The sequence below is a fragment of the Micromonospora sp. NPDC003776 genome, from assembly GCF_053605645.1.
The window spans coordinates 5,022-26,259 of the sequence record NZ_JBSGJR010000032.1; the positions used below are offsets into that span (position 1 = coordinate 5,022).

The following is a 21,238-nucleotide window of genomic DNA, read 5'->3' on the forward strand; positions in this document are numbered from 1 at the left end:
CGCAGGTGCTGAGGTCAGCACACCGCCGAGACTCTCCCAGTCGGACCAGCCGTTGTCGTACCACTTGTGGTACAGAGCGTTGTCAGTGCCTCGGACGAAGACATCGAGGCGGCCAGAGGCCCAGGAAGCGACCGCCGGCTCGGAGGTCAGCACACCGCCCAGGCTCTCCCAACCCATCCACGTCATGGTTCCCTCCTCGTGCTCTGGGAGCGGCCCGATTCCGGGGACATTCAGCCTCATCGACAATAGGCCACTCTCTGTAGCCAGGCTGTCGTAGATCTGTCAAATGCTTGGCGCCGGGGAGTCATCAGGCGCCGTCACGAAGGAGCCAAGGATCGTCGGCGTGACGGCGGCCGACAGAGCTTGGCGTCCAGTGAGGCGCGGGGGCAGCGGGACGCTGTACGGCCCGCCATGATCACACGGCACGGATCCGGCACAACCGAGCGCGAGTAGAGGCGGAAGATGCCGGAAACCAATGGAAGGCATTTCGGCAAGTCAGGACCCATGCCAGGGGCAGCGCGGGAGGTCGGGGAGCTGGCCTCTTACTTCCAGCGGAAATGCACGAACCGGCGCGGCCCCAGGGCACCGACGCTCCTCTGGCCAGACGCCCCAGTCTTTCCCCCGATACGCCCGCGCACCATGAGCGACGGCAGGCAACGGCTGGACTCAGCGGACTAAACAAGATCGGCCCCTGACCGCATCTCTGCTGGTCAAGGGCCGTTCTCGCACCTGGTGGCGGGTAGAGGATTCGAACCCCTGTAGCTTTCGGGACGGATTTTCAGCGGGCACCAGGTTGGCACGCCAGGCCGAGGATTTAGCCGTTTCGCCCCGCCGCTCTGTCCGATATCGGATCTTCTGTTTTGCTCATCTGTGCAACGAGAATGTGGGACACGACAGGCATCGGAGTCGGTCCGACCGGAGGCAGAAGGCCGCCGGTTAGGTGCGCTGTATCGGGAGGTCGGGTCCGTGGTGATCGAGGCCGGGGTGGTGGTCGGGTATCTGGTCGCCTGGGCGGTGCGTAAAGCGCGCCGCGCAGCTAGCAAATTAGACGCCGAGGTCGATGCGGCGATGGACGCCGGGTTGGACAAGCTGCATGAGGTAGTGGCGGGCAAGTTGAGGGGCCATCCGGCGCTAGAAGACCTGGATGAGGAGGCCGCCGCCGAAGACGGTGAGGTTAGCGAGCTGACCCGTCAGCAGGTGGAACTGGCGGTAACCGCCGCAGCCCGCAAGGATCACGTGTTCGGCGAAGCGGTCACCGAACTGGTGACCAGGCTACGTGCGGTCGAACAGGCCGCTGGTGTGCAGGTAATCGCCGGTGCCCAATCAACGGTGTTCACCGGGGACGCGCATGTGCATGCGCGGGATAGCGGAGTCGCGATCGGTCAGGCAAGCCATGTGACCCTCGACAAGGGGCTCGGTGGCCAGCGGCAGGACCCTTCGTAGCCGGGCCGGTCCTGCCGCACACCGGACCCGGCAGTCGTGGCGGCGACATTGGGTTGGCCGTGCCCGGATGGACACGGTCAGATGCTGCCGGGCAACAACCGCAGTCGCGCGGTCAGGGCGAGCATGGCGGAGTGGGCATCGGCTACGCCCAGTACGTCACCATCACGCAGGCCCCGGCAGCGACGGTCCGGTCGGCGTACCTGGAGCAGGTCAAGCGGATCGCCCCGCCGCGACTGTTGGATCGGGAGAAGGAGCTTGCCGAGCTGGCCGCCTTCTGTCTGGATGATCACCGTGGCTCGTACGTGTGGTGGCGGGCCGGGCCGTGGGCGGGCAAGTCCGCACTAATGTCCACGTTCGTGCTGCACCCCCCGCAGCAGCTACACGGCCGGGTCTGGATTGTTTCGTTTTTTATCACTGCCCGTCTGGCTGCCCAGGACAGCAGGGAAGCGTTTACAACGGTGTTGCTGGAGCAACTGTGCTCGTTGACTGGGGAGGGCCTTCCCCCCTCCCTCGCCGAAGCGACGCGTGAGGCCTATCTATTGGACCTGCTGGGGCAAACAGCGGCCCGGTGCCGGGCCGCTGGGGGGCGGTTGGTGCTGCTCATCGACGGCTTGGACGAAGATCGCAGTGAAACCCTTGGCCCATATGCCCACAGCATCGCCGGCTTGCTGCCGGCCGACCCTCCGGCCGGGATGCGCATCATCGTCGCGGGGCGACCCAACCCGCCGATCCCCGACGACGTCCCAAGCTTGCATCCACTGCGGGACCCCGGAATCGTTCGCCTGCTGGCAGCCTCGCAGTACGCACGTGACCTGCAGCGCCACAGCCAATCAGAACTCAAACGGCTACTCAGAGGCACCCAGGCCGAACAAAATCTGCTCGGTCTGCTCACCGCCGCCCGCGGCGGCTTGTCCGGCCGCGATCTGCACGAGCTGACCGGTGACGGCCTCGTGCACATCGAAGACGTGCTGCACACCGTCACCGGACGCACCTTCACGCGCCGGGTTAGCCGCTGGGCCCCAGACAGCGGCGTGGAGGTGTACCTGCTCGGCCATGAAGAACTGCACAACGCCGCCTGCCGCTACCTCGGCCCTGACGCCCTAAAGGCATACCGGAATCGGCTGCACAGATGGGCCGAGGGATATCGCCGCCGACAGTGGCCGGAGGACACTCCCGAATATCTTCTGTCTGGTTACAGCCGTATGCTGCGCTCCGCAGGCGACACCGGCCGGCTCTTGGTCTTGGCCACCGATTCGATCCGCCATGACCGGATGCTCAACCTCAGCGGCGGTGATGCCACCTCGCTTGCCGAGATCAAGACGTGCCAGGATCTTCTCCTGACTAGCCCTGAGCCTGACTTGCTTGCACTGGCTCGCCTGTCGATCCGGCGCCAGGACCTCGAATCCCGCAACGACAACATCCCCATCGGCTTGCCCGCCCTGTGGGCCACACTTGGCCAACCAATCCGGGCCGAGCAGATCGCCCGCAGCATCACTGACCCGGACCAGCGGGCGAGATCGCTGACCGAGGTTGCGTGGGCGGTTGCCGCCGCTGGCGATTTCGACCGTGCCGAGCAGATCGCCCGCAGCATCACGGATCCGCGCCGGCAGGTGGAGGCGCTGGCTGTGGTCGCGCGGGCGGTTGCCGCCGCCGGCGAGCACGACCGGGCGAAGAATCTGGCGAGCACCGCCGAGCAGGTGGCCCGCAGCATCCCTGAACGGTCGTGGCAAACGTGGGCGCTGGTCGAGGTTGCGCGGGCGGTTGCCGCCGCCGGCGAGCACGACCGAGCGAAGAATCTGACGAGCACCGCCGAGCAGGTGGCCCGCAGCATCCTTGATCGGTCCTCGCAGGCGTTGGCGCTGGTCGAGGTCATTCGGGCGGTTGCCGCCTGCGGCGAGCACGACCGCGCCGAGCAGATCGCCCGCGGCATGGACCCGGACCAGCGGGCGCCGGCGCTGACCGCGGTCATTCGGGCGGTTGCCGCCGCCGGCGAGCACGCCCGTGCCGAGCAGATCGCCGCCAGCATCACGGATCCCGACCAGCAGGCGTGGGCGCTGATCGACGTTGCGCGGGCGGTTGCCGCCGCCGGCGAGCACGGCCGTGCCGAGCAGATCGCCGGCAGTATCACCCACCTGGTCCGGCACCCACAGGCGTTGGCGCTGGTCGAGGTCATTCGGGCGGTTGCCGCCTCCGGCGAGCACGACCGTGCCGAGCAGATCGCTTGCGGGATTACAGATCCGTGCTGGCAGGTGCAGGCGCTGGCTGTGGTCGCGCGGGCCGTTGCCGCCGCAGGCGAGCACGACCGGGCGAAGAATCTGGCGAGCACCGCCGAGCAGATCGCCCGCGACATCACCGAACCGGTCGAGCGGGCGCAGGCGCTGACGGAGGTCGCATTTGCGGTTGCCGCCGCCGGCGAGTACGACCGTGCCGAGCAGATCGCCCGGGGCATCACTGACCCGTCCCGGCAGGCGCAGGCCTTGACCAGGGTTGGTAGGGCAGTTGCCGCCGCCGGCGAGCACGACCGGGCGAAGAATATGGCGAGCACCGCCGAGCACATCGCCCGCAGTATCACCGACCCGGTCCGGCACGCACGCGCGTTAACCGAGGTCGCGCAGGCGGTTGCCGCAGCCGGCGAGTACGACCGCGCCGAGCAGATCGCTTGCGGGATCACAGATCCGTACTGGCAGGCGCAGGCTCTGGCGGGGGTCGCGCGGGCGGTTGCCGCCGCAGGCGAGCAGGACCGGGCGAAGAATCTGACGAGCAACGCCGAGCAGATCGCCCGCGACATCACCGAACCGTCCCCGCAGGCGCAGGCGCTGACGGAGGTCGCATTTGCGGCTGCCGCCGCCGGCGAGTACGACCGCGCCGAGCAGATCGCTCGCGACATCACCGACGCGGACCGGCAGGCGCAGGCGCTGACGGGGGTCGCGCGGGCGGTTGCCGCCACCGGCGAGTACGACCGCGCCGAGCAGATCGCCCGCGACATCACCGACCCGTATTGGCGGGCGCGTGCGCTGGCGGAGGTCGCGCCGGCGGTTGCCGCCACCGGCGAGCACGAGTGGGCGAGGAATCTGGCGAGTACCGCCGAGCAGATCGCCCGCGACATCACCGACCCGTATTGGCGGGCGCGTGCGCTGGTGCAGGTCGCGCCGGCGGTTGCCGCCGCTGGCGAGTACGACCGCGCCGAGCAGATCGCTCGCGACATCACCGACCCGTACCGGCAGGCGCAAGCGCTGACCGAGGTCATTCGCGCGGCCGCCATCATTGGTGAGCACGACCGCGCCGAGCGGCTTACCCGCAGCATCACCGACCCCTACTTGCAGGCAAATGCGCTGACCCAGGCCGCGGAGGCTATCGGCCTGCCACTGGGCCATCGCTGGCTGGGGGAGGCGTTCGCACTTGGCTCCTGGCTGGTCCCCCTACCGGTCTTGGCGAAACTAATGCCCGAAATCGTCCTTCAAATACCGGCAGAAGTGTGCATAGGCATCAACCATTCCAGCGTCAGCGCACCTAGTACGGCAGCCGCCGTTTGAGATGCCGCTGGTAGAGCGGGGTGGACGCGAGGCGGCCACCGCGTGATCGTCTGTACGTTGCGGACATAACTTCAGATCTGGCGGTGGCCGCGTGCCACAGCGTAAACCCTGCCGGGTGGCAGCGGGTTCTGGCCGGGGTGCTCGATGCGTTCGCGGGCCGGTTCGGGCGGGTTGAGCCGCGTCGGACGGCGGCGGCGTTCGTGTCCGGCCTGTTGGCCGATATCGAGGTCAAGACGTGTTGGCAGTTGGCGGAGCAGGCTGGACATGCCCGCCCGGATGCGATGCAGCGGCTGTTGTATCGGGCGGTGTGGGACGCCGATGCTGTCCGCGATGACCTGCGGACGCTGATCGTTGACCGGTTCGGTGACCCGGACGCGGTGCTGGTCGTCGACGAGACGGGGGATCTGAAGAAGGGCGTGCATTCGGTCGGGGTGCAACGCCAGTACACCGGCACCGCCGGCAGGATCGAAAACGCGCAGGTCGGGGTGTTCCTCGGCTATGCCAGCGGGCACGGGCACACGCTGATCGACCGCAGGGTCTACCTGCCGGTGTCGTGGACCGAGGACCGGGAGCGCTGCCAGGGCGCCGGTGTCCCGGACGAGGTCGAGTTCGCCACGAAGACCGAGTTGGCCGCCGACATGATCACCGCAGCCGTCGACGCCGGCGTGCCGGCGGCGTGGGCCGCCGCGGACGAGGCCTACGGCAACAGCAGCATCTTCCGCGCCCACCTGCGTCAACACCAGCTGGGCTATGTCCTGGCCGTGTCCCGCAGCCATCTGGTGCCCCTCGATGGCGGCAAGACCCGGGTTCGCGCCGACCGGGTCGCCGCCGAGCTGCCCGCCTCGGCGTGGCAGCGCCGCTCAGCCGGGGCCGGATCGAAAGGGCCCCGCTACTACGACTGGGCCTGGCTCGATCAGGTCACCACCGACGCTGACCCCGACGATGGTGGCCGGCACAGCCTGTTGATCAGGCGCAACGCCGCCACCGGGGAGTTGGCCTTCTTCCGCTGCTGGACCCCGCAGCCGGCCACCCTCGCCCAGCTGGTCCGGGTCGCCGGGATCCGCTGGACCGTCGAGGAAGCCTTCCAAGCCGCCAAGAGTCAGGTCGGCCTCGACCAGCACCAGGTCCGCCGCTGGGACTCCTGGCACCGGTTCACCACCCTGGCCCTGGCCGCCCTCGCCGTCCTGGCGATCTGCGCCGCAGACGCCGCAGACGAACCGCTGCAGAAGGGACTGATCAAGCTGACCGTCAACGAAGTCCGTCGTCTGATCAACGCCTTCATCATCCGGCCAATCCACGAACTCGCCCACCGTCTGCGCTGGTCACAGTGGCGACGGCGCCACCAAGCCCGAGCCCGACGAGCCCACTACACACGACGACTCAAGCTCGAACTTCAGCCATAATCCCGAACGGCGGCTGCCGTACTAGTCCTGGGTGACGTACAGGTCGCCTCCGACAATCAGCTGCCTACGCTGGGCGGACCCGAGCAGCCCGCTCCTGCTCGCCGTCCAGCTGCGCCAGCCCGGACAACTCGTCCCCGTCGACCGGCTGTGGAGGCGTTGTGGGCGCCTCCGGCGCAGCCTCCGCGGTATCCAACGTCCGGCTGTACGTTCATCAACTGCGCCGTGGTAGCTCTCGAACGGATGTCTGCGGGCGGGCGGGGATAGGCTCTGGCCGTCGTACCCGCGCAGGTCGACAGTTATCAGTTCAGCGAGTTTGCTGAATGTGGAGGTCGGCGCTGGCGGCCGGCGCACTCACGCAGGCACGGGCGCATCTGCACGGCGGGCTGGCCAAATGGCGAGGCGCCGGTGGGGGCGCTCCTCCCTTGCGTGATGCGAAGGGATCGTGGTGCCAGTACGCCGCGCCAGCCATGCCGGACCAGTGGCCTCACCGGAAGGAGTGGTCCCCACCGGGCGGGCATGCCGTGGATGACATGCACCGCCCAGAACTCGGCTGTCAGGCCGATCGAACTCGCCGCCGAGCTGTCACGCCCTGACAAGACCGGTCAGGGAACACGCGGCCGACGGACGTGGGACGTGGCGGGAGTCGAAGGAGGCCGCTCCGGGGCTGACACGGCTCGGAGTGCAATCCGCTCAGGTGGGCTTCCTAGCACCACTGCCTATTGAATGTTCGGTGGATTGGACGGTCAGGGCGGTGACCCTGAGTTAGCGCCAACCGCGCCATGTGACTTTCTAGTTCGGAGGGTAGATTCGGGTTCAGACCAGCCGCCGGGACATGGGTACGGCGGAGCTATGTTGGTGTCATCGCCCGAGAGGATCGACGCATGTCGAGTGTCGAGTTGATCGCTACGGCGCTGGGCGCTGGGGCGGCGGCCGGGTTCACGGATACTGCAGCAGCGGCTGTGAAGGATGCATACACCAGTCTCAAGGGTGCCCTTCGCCCATGGCTGCGCGGACAGGCGAGGCAGGCGTTAGAGGCTGATGAGATTGAGCCTGAGGTGTGGGCGACCAACATCGGGGAGGAACTGACCGCCTCCGGTGCCGACAGCGATGAGGAGATCCTGGCTCTGGCGCACCGGCTGCTTTCCTTGGCTGATCCTCAAGTGGCGGGGAAGTACCAGGTAGACGTATCGCGCGCTAAGGGAGTGCAGGTCGGAGACCACAACGTGCAAACTAACAACTTCTGAGCGCCGCGGCTCGGAGCCCTCTCTGTCAGGCTGACGTGAGACACCTGATCTACTCCGTGATCTGAGTAGGGCGAGATGCAGGACGATCTCCGTTGACGATGACAGTTGCTGACCTCGGGGTTGACGTGACCGATGATGGATTGATGGGTCCGAGGTCGAACCAGCCGAAGCGCCGCACGTTCACCGCTGAGTACAAGCTGGCGATGGTCGCCGAGTACGACGCGGCGAGCGAGCCGGGTGCCAAGGGCGCGTTGCTGCGCCGGGAGGGGCTGTATTCCTCGCACATCATTGAATGGCGCCGGGCCCGTGACGCGGGAGCTTTGGCGGGGGTGGCGGACAAGCCGCGTAAGCCGGCACGTAGCGACGCCGATCGGGAAGCCGAGCGGCTGCGGGCGGAGAACGAGCGGCTGCGCACCGAGTTGGCCAAGACCCGGGCTGCGCTGGATGTCGTGGGAAAAGCACACGCGCTCTTGGGGCTGATCTCCGAGAGCGCGGATGCCGATCCGCGGTCGAGCAGGTGATCGACGCTGCGTTCGTCGATCTGGCCGAACTGACCTCGACCAAGCGGGCCTGCGCGTTGCTGGGTAAGTCGCGTGCCACCCACTACCGGCGGCAGCGGCCACGACCGGCCGGGCTGCGGCTGCCTCGGCCGGCACCGCCGAACAAGCTGTCGGCGGCCGAACGCGCCACGGTGTTGGCGACGTTGAACCATGAATCGTTCGTGGACAAGTCGGTGGCCCAGGTGTGGGCGACGCTGCTGGACGAGGGCAGCTACCTGTGCAGCGAGTCGACGATGTACCGGATCCTGCGCGAGGCCGGCGGAGTGCGTGAACGGCGCCGGCAGGCCACCCATCCGGCGCGCACCAGGCCGGAGCTGGTGGCCACCGCGCCGGGACAGGTCTGGAGTTGGGACATCACCAAGCTGCACGGGCCAGTCCCGGGCGTCTACTACGACCTGTACGTCATCATCGACATCTACTCCCGCTACGTGCCCGGGCACCTGGTCGCGGCGAGCGAGACCGGCGAGCTGGCCAAGACGTTCATCCAGGCCACGATCGCCGCGGCCGGGGCGGCGCCACGGGTGATCCACGCCGACCGAGGCACCTCGATGACATCCAAGCCGGTCGCGCTGCTGCTGGCCGATCTCGGCGTCGTGCGCAGCCACAGCCGGCCGAAGGTCAGCAACGACAACCCCTACAGCGAGGCCGCGTTCAAGACGTTGAAGTACTGCCCGGCCTTTCCCGACCGGTTCGGCTCGATCGACGACGCCCGCGCATTCTGCGACCGGTTCTTCAGCTACTACAACCACGAACACCGCCACAGCGGTATCGGGCTACACACCCCCGCCTCGGTCCACCACGGCACCGTCGGCGAGATCCAAGCCATGCGTGCCGAGGTCCTCGCCGACGCCCACGCCCGCCACCCACAACGATTCCGGCGGCCTCCCCAACCGCCCAGGCTGCCCACTGCGGTCTGGATCAACCGGCCCGCACTGCAACCAACCGAAAAACAGAAGAACTAAAACGATCTTGTCTCATTGATCTTGACAGGTTCCGGAGTGCAGCGCGGTCAAAGCCACTATGCCAATCGCCTGACCCAGCAAGAGCCCGGTCATAGTCTAGATGCCCTGGGATCGGAACACGACGGCTCGTTGCGGCACCCTACAAGATCCTGGGGGACTGCTCGCGATCTTGCTCGATGAGCAGATGGTCGGCGATTGTATCGACAGCTTGAGGGCAGACGTCAGCGACCAGGTCCACGATATCTGGCAACCTTCCATCTCGTACGGGGACAAGCAGGAGACGCTGGGCCCGGGCCGGCTCGACCAGGCGCGCCAGAGCGATCAGCCCCTGGCTGCGAATGAAATCGTTCTCGATGGTGCGGGCGACGTCTTCGGCCACTTCGAGGGCGCCCTGCTCGGCGAGGACCTGGGCAAGCTGGCGGAGGCCCTGATCACGATTGCGGGAGTCGCTGGCCGACCGCGCCCGCACGTAAGCGTGGTCATGCTGACCAGCGCGGGCCAGTGCCAGCACCACGCTGGTCCGCGCCTCAGCGCGCAAGCGCTCGTCTGCGATCAAGTCACCGAGCGTGTCTGCGCGGGCAAAGTCCCCTGCCGCCGCCACTACCTCGACCGCCTCGGCCAGGGCTTGATCACGTTTCTTCGCTGCGAGTGAGGACGGGCTCTCGCCGTCACGCGGAAAGCTGGGTCGCACTGGTGGCTCGGCTGATCGGGGTGGTTCGCTGACTTCGCGCTCGGTCATGCGACATGCCAAGGCATCTGCATGTTCGTCTTCCCCGATGCTCCAGAGGACGGTCAGGATCATTCTCAGCGTCTCGAGCCGTTGATACTGGCGAGGGATCGCCATGGCGGCAGCCTCTGCGGCTTCCAGCAGGCTCATCGCCATGCCGCGTCCGCCTTGCTGGGCGATCGACGACGCCAGTTGGGCTTGTGCCATTGCGCGCTTGCTCGGTTCCTCGATCAACTGAGCAGCGTCGGCGGCGGTCTCGTAGTCACCTGCTTGGGCGGCGGCTTGGACGAGGGTGGCAAGGGCCGAGCCACTCCGGAGCTGCTCGGGGGTGGAACGGTACGCCGCAGCGGCCCGCCGAGCAGCCGCCTGTGCGCGCTTGGTCTCACCGGCTGCGACGAGCGCGGATACCAGCGGTGTCAGCAGCCGGGATATTGCAACTGGATCACCGGTGGATCGGCTGATTGCATCGGCCCGATCTGCAAGATCGATCGCGGCGTTAAGGTCGCCATGTTTGGCCGCGCGATAGCCCCAATCGGTCAACGCGGCGCCGCGCTCTGAGCGCTTCCGGATGGAATTCACCAGGTCAGCGAGATGCTCTTCACCGCTCTCGTCCGCCAAGTTTGCGACAATTCTGCCGATTGCTCGATCTTTTAAGTCGGGATCGGGGAGGGAGTCGGCGAGTGCCCGGGCATGACTAAGGTCCCCCGCAGCCGCGGCGGCTCCGACAACGCCGAGCAAGGCGCTCTCCCGGTCGAACCTATTGACTATGGATCTTGCGATCTCTGCAGCGTGGTCGAGGTCACCTGCGGCGTACCAGGCCAACGCCGTGGCACCGAGCAGCCGGTGGGCCCGATGGTCGGCTGGGAACCGGTTCTCGTCTTGGGCCGTCCTGAGTGTCGACTCGGCCAAGCGGGCGAGGTTCGCCAGTTCCACTCGATCAAGGACCTTGACGAGACATGGAATGATCTTAGTTAGAATTTCAACTTGACGGAATTGATCGGCTGATGCAGCTGCCTCGGTCGTAGCGAGGGCGGCCATTGGCCTGGCCCGCACACCCCCCCAAGACTCGAATTCCTTCGCGAGGAAGGCGTATACGAGGGCCCTGTCGCTGCCATCGGGCAGAGTGCTCGCGTTGCTTTCTGAACTGCGAGCGAGGCGTTCCGCAAGGTCATTCTGTTCACGGTTGGCGGCTTTGCTCGCTAAGACGGCTAATGCCTGCGCCCGCCAATACGGCATCGGGATGCCCAGGGCGTACGCTTCCGCCTCTGCCAGACTCCCGTCCTTGAGCGCAAGGGCAACAGCGATCTCACAATGTGCCCGGGATTGCCAGTACGGAGCGTCGATGCCCTCCGCCAATGCAGTTGCCCGTCCGTGGTCGCCGCTCCTGGCAATCTTGCGTACGACCTCGCAGATCGTCTTACTCGGCTGGTCCGTGTCCACGAACACGTTGGCTGGGATCAGGCCTGTAAGCAGCTCGGCCCGAGAGTGATGGCCGGCCTCGGCTACCTCGGGTGCCAGCAGGATCAACGCCACGTCGCGGCGGCTTCCGTCCTTAGGGATCGAGCGGACCAACGCCTCGGCTCGCGCGATATTGCCCACTGCGGCCCACAACCTCGGCAGCGCCAGCGGGACGCTCCTGTTGCGCCCTTCGAGATCCTCGCGCCGCAGGGCCAGCTTGCACATTGATGGTAGATCGGGGTCGGCCTTCGCGAGGAGCGCCTCCTGCGCCAGCGTGACTTCTTCCAGTGCGTCGGCGTCGCCGCCGGTGTGGTCGAGCATGCGGTCGTGCCGCTCGGCGTCCGTGGCGTACCGGACCAGCCGCGCGGTGTCTCCCTCCTCCGACAACATGCGGAAGTAGCCGCGGAGAATGTAGTCAGGCGTCTCCAGCGGCCAGCCACGGTCGCGGTAACGGTCCGCCCAGTCGTGTAAGCGCTGTCGGTGGGTTCGCAGGTGGGACGGACCGAGTAGCCTCATCGCGGTCGACTGCAATTCCTCGTGGGCGAGGATGTAGGCGGCGTCGGCGCGGGCGAAGGTACGCCCGGTATAGCTGGACAGGTAGTCCTCGACCAGCCATTCGTGTTCGTTGGTTAGCTCGGCTAGGTCACGTATCGAGAGGCTGCCGCGAGCAGCGGTGACGAGGCTGAGAATGTCCTGCTCGACGCCACCAGCGTGGAGGATCCTTTTCAACTCCCGCTCGGCGTCGGCCCGGACGACCTTGGCATGCGCCGACTGCTTGAGCTCCCACAATCGGCAGCGGCCGCGCAACGGATGATCGGGCGGCACGTCCGGCGGCAAGGGCGGGTCGAGCCGGCGCGACACGACGATGCTCAGCCCGGCAGGTGGGTGGCAAGGAAGGGTTGCCGCGATGCTGTAGGACTCCGGCCCGGCCGTCACGCCGCGGTCTTCGTCAAGCCCATCCACCAGTAGGACCAGTCGCTCGCCCGCTCGCCTGGACGCTGCCGCAGCCTCGGCAAGCATGCCTGCCAGGTGTGCATCCTGCGTCGAGTCGGTGAGGCCGGCTGGCAGGCTGCGGCGCTCAAGTAACTCTGCAAGTTGCTCTAGAACGTTGTCGACGAACGCCTTTCGATCGTTCTGCCGATGGTGACGGCCCGTGACGAAAAACGAGATGATCCTGACCCCGGGCGGCGGATGCAGTGCGAACCACGACATCAGAGCGGACTTGCCGGCCCACGCCGGCGCGCGCCACCACGCGTACGCGTATTCAGGATCACCGGCGCAGAAGGCGGCCAGCTCGGCCAACTCGGCGTCGCGGTCCTTGAGTTCGGGCGGCACGATCCGGCGCACCTGCTCCAGGTACGCCGACCGCACTACCGGCGGTTCGTATCCGAACTGATTGTGTTGCGTATTGTGTGAGCCGACCTGCAGGCCCCGCACATCACCAGCATCCAGCCAGGCGGTCGCGCTGTCGGGGCGGCCGGGCATCAGGTCCATTGTGCCCTAACATAGCCGACAGGTGAGTACCTACTCCAGCACGACCGCGGTCAGTGAATGCCGACCGGACCGCTCTGTTTCACTCGTTGTGCAGGTCCCACCGGAAGAGGCTGAAGATTGAGCGACAGCTCGGGCGTTCGGACGGAGGCCGCACTCGGTGCGTTCCGATCGGTTGTACATGGGCCGAGCATGCCGGTTGAGGTGGCCGCCGGGAGGAACGAGAGCAGCCCGGAGCAGCTGCGTCGATCGCATCGACAAGTGGCTCCTTGGGCGTCACCTAGCTGCGCACGCCAACCTGCATGCCGACAGGGCGGTTGTTGTCAGGCCGCCGTGGCGGCTTCGCGGCGATCGGACGAGCGGATTGGGTCCGACAGGTCGCCTCGCGTGACGGCGGCGGCCACGACACGCTCGGCGCGGCGGTGCCGCATCCGCAGGACCGACGCGGTCACGCCCTGCTCGGCGGCCAGATGCTCGATCAGGGCGTCGCCGAACCGGGTCGCGCTAATCAGCTCGGCGGCTTCGATCGTGATCAGTCCGGCGGCGGCTGCCCTGCCGAGCAGCAGGTCCGGGTGCCCGTAGGGCATCCGTGGTGAGCGTGAGCCGCTGGACAGGTCGGGCGGCAGCTCCTCGCTGTCGTCGCCTTGATGACCGCGGCGCCGGTGCGCCAGGCCGCCCAGCACAGCCGCAGCCACAGCCGGGGTGGGGCGAGGTCCACCGTGCGGAGTGCCTGGAGGAACCCGGCGAGGACTTCGGAGTCGACGTCGTCGGCGTGCCGGGCGTAGCCACGGCTGATCTTCGCGGCGAGGTGTGTCAGCGCGGGCAGCGCCACGCCGATCGCGCCGACAACCCAGGCCGGTTCCCACTCGCGGGCATGGTGGGCCAGTTGCCGCCACAGCTCGTCGGTTGTGGTGCTGTCGTAGCGCTCGTACACCAGCAGTTTGCGCAGTTCGTCTAGCGGCATCGTGGTGTCCGGTAGGCCTGGCACTGGGCGTGCGTCGAATACCAGCGGCGCGGGTTCGCAGGTCAGCAGGTCGAACGCCTTCTCGGCGGTGGTCAGCGCCGTGTCGGTCGTCCTCGTGCGGGTGGTCGTTGCCATGGTGATGTCCCCTCGACGCGGAGCGCTCCGCCCTGTGCGAAGGCTCCGAGAACCGATTGGGACAGCCCAACCTGACACCAGAGGCGGTTGTCAGATCGGGACAGGTTGTGTTCGGTCCTGTCAGGTTCGCCGCCGCCAGGACGGTCCGCGCGCCTGGACAAGCGGCTGTCAGGCGTCCCGGGTGACGGGTTCTGTCAGGTCGGGGATGGGTTCGAGCGGCCTGTCAGCGGCGCACTGGGGATCGTCAGTACGCCCCGCCGGTCCGGGGGCCACCGTGCCTATGACCGATAGAAACCCGCGCCGTGCGCCGGTCCCCGTGGGGGACGTGGTGCCCGGCGACCCGCCCGTGCCGATCACCGTGTGGCCGGTCCCCGCCCCGAACAGGGGTGAGACCATGTCCAACGCGATGGGCGTGCGGCTGGTCCACAACCTCACCCACCCGTCCGATCTGATCATCGACCTGGCCGAGGGGCCGCAGCTGGCCCGCGCGGTCATTGCTGCCCGCCGCCGCAGCCACCTGCGAGCACTCTGACAGGTCGGCTGGGGCCGGGAGGCAGCGACGATGATCGTCACCGGATGGCCGCTCGCCGAGGCCACCTCGCCGGTCGAGTTCTTCGTCCGCTGCCGCGCCAGCCTCACGTCAGGCGGCTGTGTGGCGGTGCTACTGCCGCACGGCGACGTCGTTCTGCCGGTCGACGTCGTCATCGCCGCCAAGCGAGCCGGACTGGCGTACCTGCAGCACACCGTGGCGGCCGACCGGCCTCCTCGGCGTGGCCAGCAGGCGCAGCTGGACATCCACACCGACGTGCTAATCCTGACTCACAGCGCGCCGGAGACCGGGGGCGCCGATGGCTGAGTCCATGCCGGTCACCTCGGTCTGGTTGACCTGCCAGCAGCCCGCCCGTGACCAGCGGCGAGGCCGATACGTCCCGCAGACCTCCAGCCATCCGGGAAAGATGCTGCCTCAGCTGGCCGCGCACGCGATCAGCTCGTACACCGCGCCGAGCGATCTGGTGTTCGACCCGATGTGCGGGTCCGGCACCACGCTGGTGGAGGCCCTGCACCTTGGCCGGCAGGGGATCGGGATCGACATCGAGCCCCGGTTCACCGCGCTGGCTGAGGCCAACGTCGCCTTCGCCTCGTCGCCGGGCGCGGCCGGCATGGCGCAGGTGCTCACCGGCGATGCGACCGGTCTGCTCGATCTGGTGCCGGCGTCCGCGGTCGGCAGGGTGGGACTCGTGCTCACCTCGCCGCCGTACGGACGCGGGACTCACGGCCTCGTACAAGTGACGAGTGCCGGGGTACGCAAGCGGGACCACCACTATGGGGACCGGGAGCGAGGCAACCTCGCGTATGCGGGATGGTCCCGCTTGCTCGACGGGTTCGCCGCGATCCTCGCCGCCAGCTATTGGCTGCTGCGTCCCGGCGGGACCGTGGTGATCACCTGCCGACCGGTACGCCGCCAGCGGGACGACCTGATCGACCTGCCCGGCGAACTGCTCGCTGTCGCCCGGTCGGTGGGGCTGGTTCCGGTGGAGCGGTGCGCGGCGATGCTCGCCGCCGTCCGCGACGGGCAGATCGTGCATCGGGCCAACATGTTCGGGCTCCTGGCCGTCCGACGCGCCAGGGACGAAGGCATCCCCGTGCACCTGGTGGCACATGAGGACGTGCTGGTCCTGCGTCGCTGCTGAGCCCCCTGTCAGGTTCAGAATTCCTCAACCTGACAGGACGCACGGGCGGTCGGGAGCAAGCCGCCGGAGCAGGCCCCCACTTCGTCCAGCATCACGTCCTGGAGCTGGGCCACGTCCCGGTCACGGTCAGCTGGCTCAAGCGTCAGACAATGAGATGCTTCTATAGCTGTCAAGTTGTGCTGGTGGCTGAGTGGGCGGCGTTCAGGGTCCGGAAGAGTTGCCGGCTGATGTAGCGCTTGAGGCTGCGCATGATCTCGCGTTTGGTGCGTCCTTCGCGGGTGCGGCGGGTCACGTAGTCGCGGGTGCGAGGGTCGTGGCCCATGCGGACCAGCGCGACGGTGTAGAGCGCTCGGTTGAGGCGTCGGTCGCCGCCGCGGTTGAGCCGGTAGCGGGTGGTGTTGCCTGATGAGGCTGGTAGTGGTGACGCGCCGGCCAGGGCAGCGAACGCGGCTTTGGAGCGGACGCGGCCAGGGTGGGACCAGGCCAGCAGAACGGTGGCGGCGACGACGGCGCCGACACCTGGCAGGGCGAGCAGTTGTGGCGCTTGGGCGGTGACAGCTTCGTGCAGCGCGGTGTGGTTGGCGGCGAGTTCTGCGTCGAGAGCACGGATGCGACGCGCCAACCGGATCGCCTCGGCGCGGCAGACGGCCAGGGTGGCGTTGTCGCTGCGGGTGCGCCAGGCCGCGACGGCGGTGATCGTCGTGGTGGTCAGGGCGCGGCGGGCGTCGATGCCGAGGTCGACGGTGCGCAGCAGCGCGGTCAGCGCGTTGACCGCGCGGGTGCGTTCGCCGCTCATCTGTTCGCGGGCCGCTGTCAGGACGCGCAGGGCTGTGCGATCGCCGCCGGCCCGTGGCCAGCACAGTTCGTTGATGTCGAGGCTGCGAGCTGCTTGAGCCATCGCGACGGCGTCCACGACGTCGCTCTTGCCACGGCGACGCCGGGTGGTGGCCGCAACGTCGGGGGCCTCGGCGACGGTCAAGCCGGCTGCAGAGAGCTGCTCGGTGAAGGTGGCGCCGTAGGAACCGGCGCCGTCGATGACGATCAGCGTCGGCGCCTGGTGGGTGTGGCGTTGGATCCAGTCGACGGCACGGCGCAGCCCTGACGGGCTGTTCGGGAACTGAGCCTGCTGCCCGACTGCGCCGGTGCCAGCGGTGATCAGGGCGAGCGTGTGGGAGGCGGCGTGGGTGTCCACGCCGATGACGAAGTCGTACTGGTCTGCGACGATGGCCATTGCGGCGTACTGCCTTCCCGGGGAGACGTCGTGACGGCGTCGGCCCGGGAGATGTGTGCTCTCGCGGCAGGACTGTGATGAGCCACGATCCGCTGCAACGGACCGGGCAAGCTTCTGATCAAGCCACCGAGAGGGACAGGGCCGGCGCCCGACCACGGACCGGATGGGCAGATCTCACTGAGAGCACCTCGTGGGGCCACCATTTTCATGAGCCACACCCAGCCGCGATCATGACGCTGACCCTGCCAGCCAGCCCCAGGCCAGCCAACACCTACCTTCACAGCCATTTTCATCCTGCGTAGCGGTTGGCTTCGACGTGGTGCAGAACGAGGATGGCCTGCACGATCGGGGTCGCTCGCCGTGGGCAGCAGCGCAGCTTGTTCAGGATTTTCCAGGTCTTGGGGGTGGCGATCGCGCGTTCGCCGCGGGCGCGGATTTTCGCGTGGGCGCGGTTCACGGCCTTCTGCCGGCGTGACAGCTTCGGCCGGAAGCGGCGCCGCTTGAACGGAGTGCGCACGCTGCCGCGGGCTCCTTGGTAGCCCTTATCGGCGAAGGTCATCATGTCCGCGGTGGTCAGCGCCTCGATGATGCCGTGGGTCCGGGCTGCGGTCAGGTCATGGACCGAACCGGGCAGCGCTGGCGAAGCCCAGACGAGCCGGCCAGCGGCATCCGCGATGACCTGCACGTTCACGCCGTGGTGCTTGTGTTTCCCGCAGTAGTACGGCCGCTGGTCGGCGACCCGGTCGATCGGAATCAGGGTGCCGTCCAGGATCGCGTACGCCAGCCGGCGGATCCGTTCCATGGCGGTGGCCAGGTCGTCGGCGGCCGTCGCGAGCAGGGCTATCGCTTCCTGCACGTACCGCCAGGCGGTGGCGACGCCGATCTCGAAGCCGGCCGCGAGTCGGGTGTAGGTGTCACCGTTACGCAGATGGGCCAGAACCAGCAGCGCCTGCCGGCCGGGGTTGAGGCGCCGCCACCGGGATCGGCGCTGCTTACGGTGGCCGCGCATGCGTTCGGCGAGGTGGTTCAGGGTGCGGCTGGACAACGGAATCGTAGCGGGGTAGGACAGCATGGCGAGGCTCCCGGTCGGGGCTTCGAGTCTTGGTCGACAGCTGTCCTACCTGGAGCCTCGCACCCATCGATCACCGGGCCTGCCGCACCCGCCCTGAGCTGCAAGATCAGCTTGGAAAAGGCTCAATGCACCCCGCTGTATCGGACCGTCAGGTCTTCCTCATGCTTCCAACAGTTATGCCGCAGGTGCAGCTCAAGCCAGCGGCTTCCGCCCGTCTCGCCGGATGTCAGTCGGGCGGGCTTCAGGTCCTTGACGCACCGCCGGCCGAGAAAGTCGTAATGGTCAGGGTCCGTAGCGAACCTGCGTGCCCCCTCCGGCAACGAGTCAGCAAGCGACGGCAACTGCTGGAGGTATGCCCTGGGATCCAGAGCCACGCCGTCGTTCGTCCGTTCAACGCTGACGAGCCTCACTGCCGCGTCCCCTCCAATCCCGCCACCCCAGCTCGTACAGGCGAGGGACACGTTGCGGGAGACGCATCACAGGTGGATGGTAAAGCCACCAGGCGGCTGCAGGAAGGCGCTAGACGGGCGAGGGACGAGCTCACCGAAGCTGGCCGCCTTCCACGACGCAACAGGCGGTACTCTCGCAGCGTGTGATGCAAGTCGGCCGGCGCGCAATGTCTATCTCGTAATACAGAGGGAAGGCCACCATGACTGAACTGACCTTGCGCGGTCTTGATGGATCGCCATACTGTATTGCAGATGGTTCCGAGACGGCCGACCAAGTCGGCGATCTTGTGGAGGCAGAACGGACCGCGCGCTTGCGCCTTCATGCGGTTCGGGAAAAGCTAATGCGGGCCGGCCTACTGCGCGAGGTTTCTAGCTACCAACGCTCGCGTGAAGTATACGAGAGCAATGCCATCGAAGGCCTAGGTCCTTCGATGGCGAAAACGCACGAAATTCTTAACGACCCGGCGTCTGAGCGGCTAGTGACGAACTTCGATCACCACATGCTCATCAACAGCATCGTCGCTGATGCAGATCTGAAGTCGGTGCTCGGCATCGAAGGTGCCCGCGTATTGGCGCAACACCTAGCCGGCGACCTCAATTCAAGGCCCATAACAGAATCGGATCTCCGTTCACTTCACGAGCTAATTGCCGCTGGAGAATCGTATGCTGGGCAGTACAAGCGCTTCCACATTACGATTTCACAGGCGGCCCACGAACCATTACTGCCAATAGATACTCCTGCGGCGATGCACGACCTGGTCGAATGGCTTGCACGCACTGATGATGAGCTGCCAGCCACTGTACGTGCCGCGTGCGCGCATGCTTGGCTGACCCATATCCACCCGTTTGAGGACGGGAATGGAAGGCTCGCGCGAATCCTCGCCAATCTAATACTTACTCGGGCAGAGCTGCCACCTGCGATCGTCAAGAGCCAGTCTGAGCGCGGGAACTATCTCGACTGCCTCGCGCACAGCGACGTGGCGGGAGACATCTTGCCTCTCTCCAGCCTGTTTCTCAAGACGGTAAATCGTTACGTGAAGCAGATTGAACGCCCCTCGTTCATTCGGCAGATGTTCAATGCCGAGATTCGTGGCCGATCCCAAGGTCTATACCGCCGCTGGAAGATTCAGATGGACGAGCTGTCCCTTCGACTCGTCATTGAGCTGCAACTTGCAGGCATCGAGGCCACCAAGGCTGGTGAACTCGGGCCCGAAGAATTCGCATTTATCCGGAGGCTCGACAGTACGGGTAACACCTGGCATCTTCTGCTGCGCAATTCCGAGGGCGCAGAACTGCTGCTGTGGTTCGGCTTTCCGAGCTTCGAGATGCGCCGTTGGGTTGAATTCGACGAACGGTTCCCATCGCTTTACTTTTCCGTGCGCAACCACAACCACCGATTCCGCCCCTATCGTAAGGCGACGCCTGCAGAGGTCGGGGACATTTCAGAGGTGATGCTCGTGGTAGACATGGATCCACGCATCTTCGCCCTAGTGGACGGACGACCGCGTGTCATGAATACCGCTGACGCGGCTCGTTTCATCTCAGACAGAATCCTAGATGCCTACCGGTCAGGGCGCATACCGCTTCAACCCGCCGAGGTACGCAGTGACCCACCGGCCGTCGGAGAGCAAGAAACATAGACCTGACGATTCCACTGTGGCCCTCGGTGTAGGTGATTGACGTGGGCCATCGAATGTTGCGGTCGGGCCCTATGCTTTAGCTGTGGCCGATGAAAGAGCTAACTCTTCACATGGGCGTGCGAGCGAGGTGCCGTCCCACCGTCCGACTGTTGTTCGGCTGCTGTTGTATTCGGCTGCGTTGGTGGCAGTCTTGTTGGCAACCTGGTCCTACTGGACGCCCTTCATCCTCTCCACGCCTGAGTCCACCCCCAACGTTGACAAGGTGGCTCTTGTAATTCCCGAGCCTTCGGTACCGCTGGACGTGAGCATGGTGTGGCACGTTGACCAAACACGATTAAGCGAAAAGTACCCCTCTGAACCCTTTCTGGACCTCCGTCTCGACTTTGATCTGTCCCCCAATTCGCCGATCGTCTCTACCTACTACCTGATGCTCGGGGGCGCTCACACCGATCGCGTCAGAGTCGACTGCCCGCGAGTCGGCGGAGAATTTGACGTAATGTTCCCTGGCGATGGTCCCCAGGTTACGGAAGTTCCCGCTGACCGCATTTCTGGATTGGCTCATTTCGACTTTCGTCGATACGACAACATGCGGGTACTCAAGCTGCCGTTGGACCGCATGTGGCCACGTAGCGTTGGTGGGCAGAAAGGAACCATAGCTTCGTTCAAGTGTTCCTTTGGGGAAAGCGGAGTTTGGACGGAAAGTGCACCTGAGAGCACACTCAGACTGCCTGAGACCGCCCTCGTCGCCGTTCACGAGGGTCTAATCACACTCCAAGACGCCAGGGCCGGAGTGGCGCGCAAACGCCAGGTCCTCGCTTCTGACAAATCCTGTGTCGGAGCTACTTACACCCGTCGCGCAAACGAGGTCGTCGAGGACGCGCTGCCGGACGCGTCAGGACAGGGAGAGCTGTTGGAGTGGCAACGCTGCGGCGACAGGTACCTTGCCTTTCATTTCACATCCGATCGGTGGCTCGAACAGATCTCGCTTTCGATAAAGGCAACTTTCAACGATCTAGCCCAGGCGCGAACGCAGACTCGAACTTTGTTCGTAGCTGGGATAGTGACGGGCGTCGCGGGAGCAATCCTCATCGAAACACTAAACGAAACGGTCGGCTGGCTCACGTCCAGGGTTGCTTCTAGTACTCCAGCCGGGGATTGTGATCACGGCTCGGTGAGGGCTTGCCGGGCGTAGTGGCTGGTCGTGGCTCGTGCTTGGTGACGGCGTCGGCGTACGG

At 66.4% G+C, this 21,238-nt stretch carries 14 protein-coding genes and 1 pseudogene; 9 read left to right on the forward strand and 6 right to left on the reverse strand.

Annotated elements, in window-relative coordinates; genetic code table 11:
- Nucleotides 1-186: hypothetical protein (locus ACWEVO_RS05305; RefSeq protein ID WP_452306327.1), on the reverse strand; the 186-nt coding region annotated here is incomplete at its 3' end.
- Nucleotides 187-966: 780 nt separating this feature from the next.
- On the opposite strand from ACWEVO_RS05305, the gene ACWEVO_RS05310 reads away from it, so the two are divergent.
- The 5 genes and pseudogenes from ACWEVO_RS05310 to ACWEVO_RS05330 all read left to right on the forward strand — a co-directional run bounded on the left by ACWEVO_RS05310 (nt 967) and on the right by ACWEVO_RS05330 (nt 9,145).
- A complete protein-coding gene (locus ACWEVO_RS05310) occupies nt 967-1,443 on the forward strand; it encodes a chromosome partitioning protein (protein WP_452306328.1) in 477 nt (158 codons plus the stop codon).
- Nucleotides 1,444-1,574: 131 nt separating this feature from the next.
- The gene (locus ACWEVO_RS05315; RefSeq protein ID WP_452306329.1) at nt 1,575-4,976 is read left to right on the forward strand and encodes a hypothetical protein; all 3,402 of its coding nucleotides are present in this window, start codon (nt 1,575-1,577) and stop codon (nt 4,974-4,976) included.
- Nucleotides 4,977-5,059: 83 nt separating this feature from the next.
- The gene (locus ACWEVO_RS05320; RefSeq protein ID WP_452306330.1) at nt 5,060-6,379 is read left to right on the forward strand and encodes an IS701 family transposase; all 1,320 of its coding nucleotides are present in this window, start codon (nt 5,060-5,062) and stop codon (nt 6,377-6,379) included.
- 881 nt (nt 6,380-7,260) lie between these two features.
- Complete coding sequence (locus ACWEVO_RS05325) at nt 7,261-7,623, forward strand: hypothetical protein (RefSeq protein ID WP_452306331.1); 363 nt, start codon at nt 7,261-7,263, stop codon at nt 7,621-7,623.
- 98 nt (nt 7,624-7,721) lie between these two features.
- Nucleotides 7,722-9,145: pseudogene (locus tag ACWEVO_RS05330) on the forward strand (IS3 family transposase).
- Nucleotides 9,146-9,284: 139 nt separating this feature from the next.
- Here ACWEVO_RS05330 and ACWEVO_RS05335 read toward each other — a convergent pair.
- The 3 genes from ACWEVO_RS05335 to ACWEVO_RS05345 form a co-directional block, all read right to left on the reverse strand.
- A complete protein-coding gene (locus tag ACWEVO_RS05335) occupies nt 9,285-12,824 on the reverse strand; it encodes a hypothetical protein (RefSeq protein ID WP_452306332.1) in 3,540 nt (1,179 codons plus the stop codon).
- A gap of 320 nt (nt 12,825-13,144) precedes the next feature.
- The gene (locus ACWEVO_RS05340; protein WP_452306333.1) at nt 13,145-13,408 is read right to left on the reverse strand and encodes a hypothetical protein; all 264 of its coding nucleotides are present in this window, start codon (nt 13,406-13,408) and stop codon (nt 13,145-13,147) included.
- Complete coding sequence (locus tag ACWEVO_RS05345; RefSeq protein WP_452306334.1) at nt 13,354-13,920, reverse strand: hypothetical protein; 567 nt, start codon at nt 13,918-13,920, stop codon at nt 13,354-13,356. The genes ACWEVO_RS05340 and ACWEVO_RS05345 overlap by 55 nt, the downstream gene beginning before the upstream one ends.
- A 394-nt stretch (nt 13,921-14,314) precedes the next feature.
- On the opposite strand from ACWEVO_RS05345, the gene ACWEVO_RS05350 reads away from it, so the two are divergent.
- The 3 genes from ACWEVO_RS05350 to ACWEVO_RS05360 are packed head-to-tail and all read left to right on the forward strand — an operon-like array spanning nt 14,315 to nt 15,611.
- Nucleotides 14,315-14,452, forward strand: a complete 138-nt coding sequence (locus ACWEVO_RS05350; RefSeq protein WP_452306335.1) for a hypothetical protein — start codon at nt 14,315-14,317, stop codon at nt 14,450-14,452.
- 30 nt (nt 14,453-14,482) lie between these two features.
- The gene (locus tag ACWEVO_RS05355) at nt 14,483-14,776 is read left to right on the forward strand and encodes a hypothetical protein (RefSeq protein WP_452306336.1); all 294 of its coding nucleotides are present in this window, start codon (nt 14,483-14,485) and stop codon (nt 14,774-14,776) included.
- The gene (locus ACWEVO_RS05360; protein ID WP_452306337.1) at nt 14,769-15,611 is read left to right on the forward strand and encodes a TRM11 family SAM-dependent methyltransferase; all 843 of its coding nucleotides are present in this window, start codon (nt 14,769-14,771) and stop codon (nt 15,609-15,611) included. The genes ACWEVO_RS05355 and ACWEVO_RS05360 overlap by 8 nt, the downstream gene beginning before the upstream one ends.
- A 169-nt stretch (nt 15,612-15,780) precedes the next feature.
- On the opposite strand, the gene ACWEVO_RS05365 is transcribed toward ACWEVO_RS05360, so the two are convergent.
- Both ACWEVO_RS05365 and ACWEVO_RS05370 read right to left on the reverse strand, forming a co-directional pair.
- On the reverse strand, nt 15,781-16,842 hold the full coding sequence (locus tag ACWEVO_RS05365; protein ID WP_452306338.1) for an IS110 family transposase: 1,062 nt from the start codon (nt 16,840-16,842) through the stop codon (nt 15,781-15,783).
- Nucleotides 16,843-17,131: 289 nt separating this feature from the next.
- Nucleotides 17,132-17,914 carry a transposase family protein gene (locus tag ACWEVO_RS05370; protein WP_452306339.1) on the reverse strand — a complete coding sequence of 261 codons (783 nt, stop codon included), beginning with the start codon at nt 17,912-17,914 and terminating at the stop codon, nt 17,132-17,134.
- A gap of 649 nt (nt 17,915-18,563) precedes the next feature.
- Here ACWEVO_RS05370 and ACWEVO_RS05375 point away from each other — a divergent pair.
- Entirely contained in the window at nt 18,564-20,003 is a 1,440-nt protein-coding gene (locus ACWEVO_RS05375; RefSeq protein WP_452306340.1) for a Fic family protein, read from the forward strand.
- Nucleotides 20,004-21,238 lie beyond the last annotated feature (1,235 nt).